The 12,266-nt window shown below is 66.3% G+C and carries 13 protein-coding genes; 8 read left to right on the forward strand and 5 right to left on the reverse strand.

Translation table 11 applies throughout. The features are described 5' to 3' along the window. The first annotated feature begins 26 nt into the window (after positions 1-26). Positions 27-638, forward strand: a complete 612-nt coding sequence (folE, locus tag ST3T6A_RS0111865) for a GTP cyclohydrolase I FolE (RefSeq protein WP_019833149.1) — start codon at positions 27-29, stop codon at positions 636-638. A 115-nt stretch (positions 639-753) separates the two neighbouring features. On the opposite strand, the gene rplI is transcribed toward folE, so the two are convergent. The 4 genes from rplI to ST3T6A_RS0111885 form a co-directional block, all read right to left on the reverse strand. Continuing rightward, positions 754-1,353: a 50S ribosomal protein L9 gene (gene rplI, locus ST3T6A_RS0111870; RefSeq protein ID WP_019833150.1), complete on the reverse strand. Its 600-nt coding sequence runs from the start codon at positions 1,351-1,353 to the stop codon at positions 754-756. 12 nt (positions 1,354-1,365) lie between these two features. Then, entirely contained in the window at positions 1,366-1,590 is a 225-nt protein-coding gene (gene rpsR / locus ST3T6A_RS0111875; protein WP_019833151.1) for a 30S ribosomal protein S18, read from the reverse strand. A gap of 27 nt (positions 1,591-1,617) precedes the next feature. Continuing rightward, positions 1,618-2,040 (reverse strand): 30S ribosomal protein S6, encoded by a 423-nt coding sequence (gene rpsF, locus ST3T6A_RS0111880; protein ID WP_019833152.1) that lies wholly within the window; start codon positions 2,038-2,040, stop codon positions 1,618-1,620. Between the two features lie 152 nt (positions 2,041-2,192). Then, entirely contained in the window at positions 2,193-3,320 is a 1,128-nt protein-coding gene (locus tag ST3T6A_RS0111885) for an acyltransferase family protein (protein ID WP_019833153.1), read from the reverse strand. Between the two features lie 125 nt (positions 3,321-3,445). Here ST3T6A_RS0111885 and fabD point away from each other — a divergent pair, with 125 nt between their 5' ends. Both fabD and fabG read left to right on the forward strand, forming a co-directional pair. Beyond that, a complete protein-coding gene (fabD, locus tag ST3T6A_RS0111890) occupies positions 3,446-4,381 on the forward strand; it encodes an ACP S-malonyltransferase (RefSeq protein ID WP_019833154.1) in 936 nt (311 codons plus the stop codon). Between the two features lie 20 nt (positions 4,382-4,401). After that, positions 4,402-5,142: a 3-oxoacyl-[acyl-carrier-protein] reductase gene (gene fabG, locus ST3T6A_RS0111895; RefSeq protein WP_019833155.1), complete on the forward strand. Its 741-nt coding sequence runs from the start codon at positions 4,402-4,404 to the stop codon at positions 5,140-5,142. A 3-nt stretch (positions 5,143-5,145) separates the two neighbouring features. On the opposite strand, the gene ST3T6A_RS0111900 is transcribed toward fabG, so the two are convergent. Next, positions 5,146-6,381, reverse strand: coding sequence for a glycosyltransferase family 87 protein (locus ST3T6A_RS0111900; protein WP_235785786.1), 1,236 nt, complete (start codon positions 6,379-6,381; stop codon positions 5,146-5,148). Between the two features lie 115 nt (positions 6,382-6,496). On the opposite strand from ST3T6A_RS0111900, the gene ST3T6A_RS0111905 reads away from it, so the two are divergent. From ST3T6A_RS0111905 to ST3T6A_RS21715, 5 genes are all read left to right on the forward strand, one after another. Beyond that, complete coding sequence (locus tag ST3T6A_RS0111905) at positions 6,497-6,733, forward strand: acyl carrier protein (RefSeq protein WP_019833157.1); 237 nt, start codon at positions 6,497-6,499, stop codon at positions 6,731-6,733. A 147-nt stretch (positions 6,734-6,880) separates the two neighbouring features. Then, positions 6,881-8,137: a beta-ketoacyl-ACP synthase II gene (fabF, locus tag ST3T6A_RS0111910; RefSeq protein ID WP_019833158.1), complete on the forward strand. Its 1,257-nt coding sequence runs from the start codon at positions 6,881-6,883 to the stop codon at positions 8,135-8,137. An 8-nt stretch (positions 8,138-8,145) separates the two neighbouring features. Beyond that, positions 8,146-9,105 (forward strand): endolytic transglycosylase MltG, encoded by a 960-nt coding sequence (gene mltG, locus ST3T6A_RS0111915; RefSeq protein ID WP_019833159.1) that lies wholly within the window; start codon positions 8,146-8,148, stop codon positions 9,103-9,105. A 173-nt stretch (positions 9,106-9,278) separates the two neighbouring features. Then, on the forward strand, positions 9,279-11,798 hold the full coding sequence (locus ST3T6A_RS0111920) for a M1 family metallopeptidase (RefSeq protein WP_019833160.1): 2,520 nt from the start codon (positions 9,279-9,281) through the stop codon (positions 11,796-11,798). Positions 11,799-11,921: 123 nt separating this feature from the next. Next, positions 11,922-12,200 (forward strand): hypothetical protein, encoded by a 279-nt coding sequence (locus ST3T6A_RS21715; RefSeq protein WP_019833162.1) that lies wholly within the window; start codon positions 11,922-11,924, stop codon positions 12,198-12,200. Positions 12,201-12,266 lie beyond the last annotated feature (66 nt).

The raw sequence follows: 12,266 nt of genomic DNA on the forward strand, positions 1-12,266 counted from the left end.
TCGGCTGGCATCCCCAACAGAGGGGCATGAATCAGGAACCTGAAGACGGCGATCTGGTCGCCGAGCCGGCCAAGCTGCCCGTTCCCCAGGATGTCGAAGAAGCCATCCGCACGCTCATCCGCTGGGCGGGGGACGATCCCGAGCGGGAAGGCCTGCTCGATACGCCCAAGCGCGTGGCGCGGGCGTGGAAGGAATATTGCGCCGGCTATCTTGAGGACCCGGCCCAGCATCTCAGCCGCACCTTCAGGGAAGTGGGCGGTTATGACGAAGTGGTGCTGCTGAAGGACATCCCCTTCCAGTCGCATTGCGAGCACCACATGGCCCCGATCATTGGCAAGGCGGCGATCGCCTATCTGCCGCGCGACCGGGTGGTCGGCATCTCCAAGCTGGCCCGCGTGCTTCAGGGCTTCGCACGGCGCCTTCAGGTGCAGGAGCGCCTGACCGCCGAGGTGGCGGACTGCATCTGGGAGCATCTCCAGCCGCATGGTGTCGCGGTGGTGATCGAGGCCAGCCATGCCTGCATGAGCGCACGCGGCGTCCGCACGCCCGGCGTGGCGATGACGACCAGCCGCATGATGGGCGTGTTCCGTGACGACGATCGCAGCCGCAAGGAAGTGTTGAGCCTGATGGGCTACTGAGCCCGGCGCGGCCTTCCTGCGGGAGGGCCGCCGCTTCCCCGGACCACGGACAAAAGAAAAGGCCGCCCGCAATCGCTTGCGGACGGCCCTTTCTTTATCAGCTTGAAAGAAGCGATCAGGCCTCGGCCTGCTCGCCCTCTTCCTGCGCCGGAACTTCGGCGGTGGCGCCCGGCTCGGCGTTGGGATCGTAATCCTCGGTGAAGCCGGCTTCGTCACGCTCGAACATCTCGGCCATGACGTTGACGCCCTGCGCCTGGAGGTCGGCCTCTTCCGGCGAACGGGCGACGTTCACCTTGACGGTCACCGACACTTCCGGGTGCAGCGTCACGCGCACTTCGTGCAGGCCGATCGCCTTGATCGGCTTGTCGAGGACGATCTGCGCCTTGGTGACGTGCGCGCCGTCGGCGTGCAGCAGTTCGGCGAGGTCGCGGGCCGAAACCGAACCATAAAGCTGGCCGGTGTTCGACGCCTGACGGATGAGCGTCACGGTCTTGCCGTCGATGTCCTTCGACTCGGTGACGGCGATCTCGCGCTTCTTGGCGTTCTCGGCCTCGAGGTGGGCGCGGTTCGCTTCGAAGACCTTCTTGTTGGCTTCGTTGGCGCGCAGCGCCTTCTTGTTCGGCAGCAGGAAGTTACGGGCATAGCCGTTCTTCACGGTGACGATGTCGCCGATGGCGCCGAGCTTTTCGACGCGCTCCAGCAGAATCACTTCCATGGGGGCGTCTCCTTACTTCACGACGTAGGGCAGAAGGCCGAGGTGACGCGCGCGCTTGATCTCGCGGGCCAGCTCACGCTGCTTCTTGGCGGAAACCGCGGTGATGCGGCTCGGGACGATCTTGCCACGCTCGGACACGAAGCCCTGGAGCAGACGGACGTCCTTGTAATCGATCCGGGGAGCATCCTTCGCGGAGAAGGGGCAGCTCTTGCGGCGGCGGAAGAATGGGCGGGCCATTTCTGTCTTATCCTAACTCGAAGGGGCTCAGGCGGCGTCGCGGTCGTCGCGGGGACGATCGTCACGCTCACGGCGGGGGCCACGCTCACCGCGCTCGCCACGCTCACCGCGGCCGCCACGGTCGCGCTCGTTGCGGCGCATCATCGCCGACGGGCCGGCCTCATGCTCGTCCACGCGGACGGTCATGTAGCGGATGATGTCCTCGTTGATCGCGATCTGGCGCTCCAACTCGACGATCGCCGCCGACGGACCGTCGACTTCGAGCATCACATAGTGCGCCTTGCGGTTCTTCGCGATGCGATAGGCGAGACCACGCAGACCCCAGGTCTCGGTCTTGACGATCTTGCCGCCCAGCTCTTCGATGATCTTGGTGGCGTTTTCCGCCAGCGCGTCGACCTGCGCCTGGGCGAGGTCCTGACGCGCGAGAAACACATGCTCGTACAGAGCCATGTGGCCGTCCTTCCATGTTGGCCGATCGCTGACGCCCACCCCCATGGCGGCCGCCCCTCCGGCTGTCTTTCAAATGCTCAAGGGGCGGCAGGACAGGCCTGTCACCCCGAGTGCGCGGCGCTATGGCGCAAATCCTGCCCGAAGGCAAGGGTTCAGGTGACTTCCCGCACCATAGTCTGCACGGAGACGCGGTGTGGACGGGAGAGGCGAGCCGTTATCCAATCCACGCCCGCCTGCATCCTGCGCAGCAGCGGCTTCTCGACGAAACGATGCAGCAGCAGCGCGAGGCCGGTTGAAACCAGCACCATCATCGCAGCGGAGATCAACGGATTTCCGAGCGGCAGGATGTGCTTTGCGTGGATCACGGCCTTCAGCACGATCAGGTGGACCAGATAGAGCATATAGGATGCGCCGCCCAATACCGTGAACCAGCGCGTCCTGCGGCTTTCCTGCGCAGGTGTGGTCACGACCCCTATGACAAGCAGGGCCGAAGGGAGACCCCAGTCGAGTAGCCGACGCAGACTCGATTCTCCATGAATGACGGCGGCGAGGGTGGCCTGGAAGCCCTGGCCGATGTCGATCACGAGGCCGGAGGCGAAAAGCAGGACCGCCACGACCGTCAGGCCGGCGGCCAAGCCTTGGGAGATACCTTTCCGCCAGACAACCCAGCTGAGAATGCCCAGGGTGAACTCGCCGATGATCGGATTGAAGAGGACGTTGCTCCAGGCGTGGTCGTGTCCGGTGAACAAGCCGGCGATGGCGAGTGTGGCGGTCAGGCCGAGGAGGATCGTCGCGCGTGATTTCAGGCCTGTCGCGATCACGGCTGCGACCAGCATATAAAAGATCCATTCGAAACTGAGCGTCCAGCCGAGGTAGAGCGGTGGGGCTGCGTAATCGGTCGGATCGAAAATCGGAAACAGGGTGATGCTGTTGAGGATCTGGGCCAGAGAGTAAGGCGCCTCGGAGGGCAGCTTCTCCAGCATGAACGCGGCGCTCGCCAGCCAGAAGAAGGGCAGGATGCGCACTGCGCGGCGGAGCAGGAAGGTGACCGCCCCGGCCGACCGGCCGTCTGCGATGCTGTGTGCCATCACGAAACCGCTTATGACGAAGAACAGATCGACACCGGCGGCGCCAAAGCTCGGAAGTGACGGGACGGAACCGGCGATAGGCGCCGCGTCCGGCGCGCGCAGATCGTTGGCAAGGAAAACCGCATGATGTGCGACCACCATCAGCGCTGCGATTGCGCGCAGCCATTGGATGGAGACGAGGCGAGCTGTCATGATGACGCTACTATGCCGGCAGGACGTTACCAACGCGTAAGGAGCCCGCCTGCGGATGAATCCATACGGGTTGCGCTCGGCTCCGGGGGTTTCTATCGCGACCGGCCTGACAATGGGAGTGGATCATGCGAGCCTTCATCTTTCCGGGCCAGGGCAGCCAGACCGTCGGCATGGGGCAGGCGCTCTCCGCCGCCAGTGCCGTCGCGCGCGAGGTGTTCCAGGAAGTGGACGAGGCGCTCGGCCAGCATCTCTCGCGCCTGATGGCGGAAGGGCCGGCCGAGGAGCTGATGCTCACCGAAAATGCCCAGCCGGCGATCATGGCCAATGCGATCGCGACGCTGCGCGTGCTGGAGCGCGAGGGCGGCATCCGCCTCGCCGACAAGGCCGAGTTCGTCGCCGGGCACAGCCTTGGCGAATATACCGCTCTGTGCGCTGCTGGCGCGCTGGGCCTCGCCGAGACGGCCAGGCTGCTCCGCATCCGCGGGCAGGCGATGCAGGCGGCGGTGCCGGTAGGTGAGGGCGCCATGGCGGCGCTGCTCGGCCTCGACTTCGAAGCAGCACGCCAGATCGCGGCCGACGCCGCCGAAGGTGAAGTCTGCGAAGCGGCCAACGATAATGCACCGGGACAGGTGGTGGTCTCGGGTTCCAAGGCGGCTGTCGAGCGCGCCGTGGAATTGGCCAAGGTGCGTGGCGGTAAGCGCGCGATGCTGCTTCCGGTGTCCGCGCCCTTTCATTGCTCGCTGATGGAGCCGGCCGCCCGCGCGATGGAGAAGGCGCTTGCCGGCGCCGATCTTCGCGCGCCGCTGGTGCCGGTCTATGCGAACGTGACCGCCGCTCCGGTTGCCGACGCGGCGACGATCCGCACGCTGCTGGTCGAGCAGGTGACGGGCACGGTGCGCTGGCGCGAGAGCGTCGAGGCGATGGCTGCGGCGGGCGTCGCCGAGTTCATCGAGTTCGGCGGCAAGGTGCTCGGCCCGATGGTGAAGCGGATTGCGCCGGACGCGACGCCCACCAGCATCGTGACGATGGACGATATCGAAGCGCTCTCGAAGGCGCTCTGAGGAATAAAGGGATAATCGGCATGTTCGATCTGACTGGAATGACGGCGCTGGTGACGGGCGCCTCGGGCGGCCTCGGTTCGGCGACCGCGAAGGCGCTGGCGGCGCAGGGTGCCAAGGTGGCGCTCTCCGGCACGCGCGAGGCGGTGCTGGCCGAAGTGGCGGCCGAGCTTCCCAACGATCCGGTGACGCTCACCTGCAATCTGTCGGACGCGGCCGAGGTCGACGGCCTCATCCCGCGCGCCGTGGATGCGCTCGGCGGCCGCATCGACATCCTCGTCAACAACGCCGGCATCACCCGCGACAATCTCATCCTGCGCATGAAGGATGATGAGTGGGATCAGGTGATCTCGGTGAACCTCGAGGCCGCCTTCCGCCTGATCCGCGCGGCGGCCAAGCCGATGATGAAGCAGCGCTTCGGCCGCATCATCTCGATCACCTCGGTAGTGGGCGTCACGGGCAATCCGGGGCAGGCCAACTATGCGGCGTCCAAGGCAGGCCTGATCGGCATGTCCAAGAGCCTCGGGCAGGAACTGGCGAGCCGCAACATCACCGTGAACTGCGTGGCGCCGGGTTTCATCCGCTCCGCCATGACGGATGCGCTGAACGAGCAGCAGAAGGCCTCGATCCTGACGAAGATCCCGGCCGGCGATCTCGGCAACGGCGAGGATATCGGCGCGGCCGTCGCTTATCTCGCGAGCCGTGAGGCTGGCTACATCACCGGCCAGACGCTGCACGTCAACGGCGGCATGGCGATGATCTGAGGTTCAGGACGCGGAGGGGCTGCGGCGTGCTGCAGCTCCCACCCCGTCCAGAACAATCGCACGGCGAAGCGCCAGCGCGAAGGTCGCCACGACGGCGATCCAGTTGAGCGGGACGAGCGTCAGGGCCGCGAACGTCCGCCCGAACAGCGGCGCGGCATAGGCGAGCGCCAGCAAGCTTTTTTCCCACGACAGCCAGCCACGGGCGCGGCCATCGGCGACGAGAAAAGTGATAGCGCTTCCCAGGATCACCAGATCATAATCGAGCGCATAGGGCGTCGAGAGTAGCGCGGCGCAGCAGGCAGCGGCTCCGCGCACGGCAGGGCTGGCCCAGCGCGCCGCCACTGCTGCGCCCGCGATCGAGAGTGTGGAGATAGCTCCCTGCACCGCATAGGCAACGGGAATGCTGGCGCCGAGTGCACGCACCGCGGCGAAGGCGCTGATGATCTTTTCCCAGCCGGTCTGACCGGTCTCGATGACGATGTGCCGCGTGATCGGAAGCGAATCGAGGAAGGCCTGCCACACCGGCCAGCCCCAGATGGCGAGCGTGATTGCTACCAACGCCAATGACGACACGGCCGCGCCGAAAAAGGCACGCCAGTTCCCTGCGGCGATGAGCAGCACGGGCAACAAGACCGCGAATTGCGGCTTGTAGATGAGGCAACCGAGCAGCAGCCCCGCCGTCCATGGCTTCCGGTCGAGGAGGAGCAGGCCACCGCCGAGCAGGCTCGCCGTCAGGAAGGCGTTCTGGCCATGGCCGAGGCAGACGAATGCCGCCGGCGCGGCAAGCGCCACCAAAATGGTCCGACTGCCCGGCACGATCGCGCGGGCCGTCGTCACGGCTGCCGCAAAGGTCGTCCCCTGCCAGATTGCCAGCGCCGCGAGATAAGGCAGCGTGGCGAGGATGCTCGCGATCAGCAGGAAAGGCGGCGGATAGTGCCAGCCGTAGAAGGGCACGGCGCGGTCGTGATGCAGCATCTGCTGCACGCGATAATGCTCTGGCCAGATCCACGCCGCCGCTGCGCGCCCATGATCGGCCATCCAGCCGGCAGCATAGACGTCGGAAAAATCCGTCCCGATCGGGCGGCCCATCCAGTCCAGCGTGCCGTGGGCCGTAGCCAGAAGGGCGATCCATGTCAGGACATTGGTTGCCAGTAACAGCGTGCAGACGCCCCGCACGCGCCGCGCGTCAACCCATTGTCCATTGACCAGACCGTTCCACATCGGCACGGCGCGTAACATTGCCGCCGCTATCAAAGTCCTAACGGAAGCGTTGCGGCCCCCCTTGCCAGCATCGGTCGCCCCGTCTAGGGCAATCGACCAACAACAATCCCCCAAACGGAATGGGAAGAGAGACATGAGCGAGACCGCCGAGCGCGTGAAGAAGATCGTCGTCGAGCATCTCGGCGTCGAGGCCGAGAAGGTGACCGAGGACGCGAGCTTCATCGACGATCTCGGTGCCGACAGCCTCGACATCGTCGAGCTGGTCATGGCGTTCGAGGAAGAGTTCGGCGTGGAAATCCCGGACGATGCCGCCGAGAAGATCACCACGGTGAAGGACGCGATCGCCTACATCGACAGCCACAAGGGCTGAGGCAAGCGATCCTGCCATCGGCCGCCTTCGGGGGCCGGAGGATTCAAGACGGCTCTCCGACCCGGATCATCGGGGCCGGGGGCCGTTTCGTTTTTGGGGCGTTTTGCGCAACGAACGCCAGCGAATGAATGAAGAGAGGAGGCGCCGATGCGCCGCGTAGTTGTCACGGGTCTGGGTCTTGTCACGCCGCTGGGCGCTGACGTGGAGACGAGCTGGGCGAACCTGATCGCCGGCAAGTCGGGCGCGGGCACCATCACCCGCTTCGATGCATCCAACCAGGCCTGCACGGTCGCGTGCGAGGTGAAGCCGGCCGATCATCCCTGGGGCTTCGATCCGGGCAAGCGCGTCGACCATAAGGTCCAGCGTCAGGTCGATCCCTTCATCGTCTATGGCATCGATGCCGCCGGTCAGGCGCTCGAAGACGCCGGCCTCACCGAGATGACGCTGGAAGAGAGCTATCGCGCAGGCGTGTCGATCGGCTCGGGCATCGGCGGCCTGCCGGGCATCGAGAGCGAATCGATCGTGCTGCACGAGAAGGGCCCGCGCCGCGTCTCGCCGCACTTCGTCCACGGTCGCCTCATCAACCTGATCTCGGGTCAGGTCTCGATCAAATACGGTCTGCGCGGGCCGAACCACGCGGTCGTCACCGCCTGCTCGACCGGCGCGCATTCGATCGGCGACGCCGCGCGCATGATCGCGATGGACGACGCCGACGTCATGCTCGCCGGCGGCTCGGAGAGCACGGTGTGCCCGATCGGCATCGCCGGCTTCGCGCAGGCCCGTGCGCTCTGCACCACCTTCAATGACGCGCCCGAAAAGGCCTCGCGCCCCTACGACAAGGATCGCGACGGCTTCGTGATGGGCGAGGGCGCGGGCGTCCTCGTTCTGGAGGAATATGAGCACGCCAAGGCGCGCGGCGCGAAGATCTATGCCGAGGTGATCGGCTATGGCCTGTCGGGCGACGCCTATCACGTCACCGCCCCGCACCCGGACGGCGACGGCGCCTATCGCTCGATGGAGATGGCGATCCGCAAGTCCGGCCTGAAGCCGGAGGACATCGACTATATCAACGCGCACGGCACCTCGACCATGGCGGACATGATCGAGCTGGGCGCGACGCAGCGGCTGTTCGGCAAGGATCTGGGCGGCGCTTCGATGAGCTCGACCAAGTCGGCGATCGGGCACCTGCTCGGCGGCGCGGGCGCGGTGGAGAGCATCTTCTGCATCCTCGCGCTGCGCGACCAGATCGTGCCTCCGACGCTCAACCTCGACAACCCGGACGAGGGCGCCGAGGGCGTCGACCTTGTGCCGCACGTCGCGAAGAAGCGTGAGGTGCGGGCCGTGCTCAACAATTCGTTCGGCTTCGGCGGTACCAACGCCAGCCTGGTGATGCGCAAGATCTAAGGGCGACGATGCGCCGGCTCCTCATCCTGGTGCTGGCGCTCGGCGCGCTGGCGATCGGTGTTCCGCTGTGGATGTGGAACGGGCCCGGCCCGCTCCCGAAGCGGACCATCGTGCAGATCCCCGATGGCGCGACGATCGCGTCGGCCTCCCGCGTGCTCGCGGAGGCCGGCGCGATCCGCAGCGCGACATGGTTTCGCGGCCTGGCGGGGCGGCTCGGGCCGCATGATCCGATCCGCGCCGGCGGCTTCGCAATCCCGGCCCACGCCAGCTCGGCCGCTATTCTGGACCTTCTCCAGCATGGCCGTCCGGCACTGACGCTGCTGACCGTGCCGGAGGGCATGCCCTCCGTCCTCGTCCACGACAAGCTCATGGCGACCGCGGCGCTGACCGGCCCCGTGCCGGTGCCGCCGGAAGGCACTGTACTGCCCGACAGCTATGCCTATCAGAAGGGCGAGACGCGCCTCGCCGTCGTCGAGCGGATGCAGAAGGCGATGGACAAGGCGCTCGCCGCCGAATGGGCCGCGCGCGGGCCTGATCTTGCCGTCTCGACCCCGCAGGAGGCGCTGACGCTCGCCTCGATCGTCGAGAAGGAGACGGGCATCGCCTCCGAGCGCGAGACGGTGGCAGCGGTCTACGGCAATCGCATCAAGATGGGGATGCCGCTCCAGGCCGACCCGACCATCATCTATCCGGTGACGCAGGGACGGCCGCTCGGCCGGCGCATTCTCGAGTCCGAGCTGCATGCGAAGAACGCCTACAACACCTACACGATGCGGGGGCTGCCCGCGGGGCCGATCTGCAACCCCGGCCGTGCCTCGCTCCATGCGGTGCTGCATCCGGCGGCGAGCAAGGCGCTCTATTTCGTGGCGAACGGGCAGGGCGGCCATGTCTTCGCCGACACGCTGGCGGAGCATAATGCGAACGTGAAGAAGTGGTACGCGATCCGCCACGCGCGCGGGGAGATGTAAGCGCTTCCTACAACCGGCTTGCGAGGTGTATTACTCGACTATATGACTGCCCCATCAAGATAAGAGGGGCCTCCATGCGAACCGGTCTGACTGTAGCGGCGTTGATGTTCACTCCGGCGGCGTTGGCGGCCGCGCCATCGCCTGTTCCGCAAGGCATCCTTCCCGATACGGCCGTGCCGACAGCCTACCGGCTGGACCTGACCGTGCTGCCCGACCAGCCGCGTTTCTCCGGCCACGTCGAAATCGACGTCACGCTGAAGGCGCGGACCAGTTCGCTCTATCTCCATGGCCGTGACCTCAAGGTGACGACCGCGCTTGCCCGTGTCGGCGCCGTGAAGACCGCCGCGAAATATACGCAGGTCGATCCGCAGGGCGTGGCGCGCGTCGATTTCGCCAAGCCGCTTCCGGCGGGCCGCGTGACGCTGGTGTTCGATTATGACGCGCCGTTCGGCAGCAGCCCGTCGGGCATGTATCACCTGAAGATCGCGGACAAGTGGTACGCTTGGACGCAGTTCGAATCGATCGACGCGCGCGCCGCCTATCCGGGCTTCGACCAGCCGGGCTACAAGACGCCCTTCACCGTCTCGCTCACCACTGCGCCGGGCAGCACCGCCGTCAGCAACGCGCCGGAGACGGGCGTGGTGAAGGTCGGTAAGCTGGAGAAGCACCAGTTCGCGCCCACCAAGCCGCTGCCGACCTATCTGGTGGCGATGATGGTCGGCCCCTTCGCGACCGTCAACGGCTCGGCCGCGCCGACGCCGGAGCGCGCGCAGCCGCTCCCTGTCCGCGTGGTCGGCACGCAGCCGAACAAGGACCAGATGGACTTCGCGCTCCAGAACACCGGCCAGATCGTCGGCCTGCTGGAGAGATATTTCGGCCGCCCGTTCCCCTTCCCGAAGCTCGATCAGATCGGCTCGCCGGTGATGCCGGGCGCGATGGAGAATGCCGGCGCCGACACCTATGGCGACAGCATCCTGTTCCTCGACAAGGGCGCCTCCACCGCGCAGAAGCAGGAATTCGGCATGGTGGTGGCGCATGAGCTGGCCCACCAGTGGTTCGGCGATCTCGTCACGCCGAAGTGGTGGGACGATATCTGGCTGAACGAGAGCTTCGCCAACTGGATGGGCTATCGCATCGGCAATGAGTGGCGCCCCGATCTCAAGATCGGCGTCGGCGCGATCGACGAGGCGTTCCGTGCGATGAACACCGACGCGCTGAAGGCGGGCCGCCCGATCCACCAGCCAATCAAGACCAACGGCGATATCGACAGCGCCTTCGATGCCGTCACCTACGGCAAGGGCGGGCAGGTCGTGGCGATGATCGCTGCCTATCTGGGCGACGAGAAGTTCCGCGACGGGGTGAGGCTGCATCTCAACCGTCACGCCTATGGCAATGCAAGCACGGACGAATTTTTCGCCGCGCTGGCCGAGGCGGCGCATGATCCACGCGTTCTGGCATCGCTCAAGAGCTTCGTCGATCAGCAGGGCGTGCCGGTGGTCCGCGTCGAGCGCACGGCGAACGGGCTGACGGTCAGCCAGAAGCGCTACGCCATGCTCGGCACCGACATCGCGCCGCAGACCTGGACGATCCCGCTGTGCGTCCGTGTCGGCGATACGCGCCAGTGCAGCCTGCTCGACAAGGCTTCGGGTGTCGTGCCGGTCACCGGGACGGGCGCGATCATGCCCAATGCCGGCGGCACCGGCTATTATCGCTTCTCGCTCCCCGAGGCGGAGTGGAAGAAGCTGATCGCCGAAGCGGCCAGCCTGCCCCCCGGCGAGGCGCTCGCGATGACGGACAGCCTGTGGGCGGCCTATCGCGCGGGCGAGGTTTCCCCGTCGCTGCTCGTGGCGGCGGCGCGGGAGATGTCGGCCAATCCCTATTCGGGCGCGGTGACGGACGGCGGCCAGCGCCTGTCGGCATGGCGCACGCGCGGGCTCATATCCAATGCCGACATGCCGGCCTATCATGCTCTGGTCGATGGTATTTATGCGCCGCTGCTGGCCCGGCTCGGTTTCGATCCCAAGGCCCGCATCTATGCGTCGGAAGACCCCGACCGGCAGAAGCTCCGCTCCAGCATCGTCTCGCTGCTGGCGAACGAGGCGGAGGACAAGGCTGTCCTCGCCAAGCTCTCGACGGCAGCCACCGCTTATCTGGGCGGCGACAAGGACGCGCTGGACCAGTCGCTCTTCGATGACGGTTTCGGCGCCTATCTGTCGGCCGGCGGCGATGCCGCGCTCTCCGCGCTGTTCGACAAGGCGGCATCGAGCGACGATACGTTGTTCCGCGATGCCGCCATCGATGCGCTGGGCAGCACCGGCTCGATCGCGAATGGCCGTTGGCTGATCGCCCATATGGACGACAAGCGCCTGCGTCCGAGCGACCGCCTTTCCCTTCTGCGAGGCATGGTGTTCCAGCCCGCGACCCGCGATCTGGGCTTCGACTATCTCGTCCAGCACTATGACGTGTTCGTGAAGGACAACGGCATCTTCGCCGCGTCGACCCTGCCGAACTATGGCGGCTATTATTGCTCGGTCGAGAAGGCGAACGCGATCGAAGCGGTGCTGCGCCCGAAGGTCGAGCAATACAAGCGCGGCGGGCTGTCGCTGGATCGGACGGTGGAGCAGGTGCACGATTGTGGCGTGCTCCAGCAGAAGCTGGGCACCCAGATCTCCGACGCCGTTCACGGCCGGTAGGTGCCGGGGCGCGGGCCGCGATGGCGTGGCCCGCGCTCGGCATCGATGACGAGCGCGTTCGACAGGATATTGACGCCGCCATGATCCGGCTCCAGCTTTTTGGGCAGAAGGAGCCATAAGCTGATGAAAGGCGCGACGATTCTGATCGGTCTGCTGGCAATCGGTTGCGGGTCGCCGGGGCAGACGCAGGAGACGTCGCCCGATCGTGCGTCGATTGCGCCCCCTGCCACCACCGCGGCGCCACATCGAAAGGGCCGATACCGGCTGGTGGGATTGCCGACCGGACCCAGGCTTTTCTTCAATCAGGCGCGCTGCCTGCGCACGCTCCACACCTACGCCGCCGGGATGGAGGCCGGGCTCGGGGCGGGCAGCAGCAGCCAGCTTCATTGTGAGCCCGAATGAACGCGCTTTGATCCGATCGGTCATTCCGATGCGCCGCGCGAGCATCCAGCGCGGCCGGGGCCGGGG

The sequence above is a fragment of the Sphingomonas sp. PR090111-T3T-6A genome (assembly GCF_000383095.1).
Classification (GTDB): domain Bacteria; phylum Pseudomonadota; class Alphaproteobacteria; order Sphingomonadales; family Sphingomonadaceae; genus Solisphingomonas.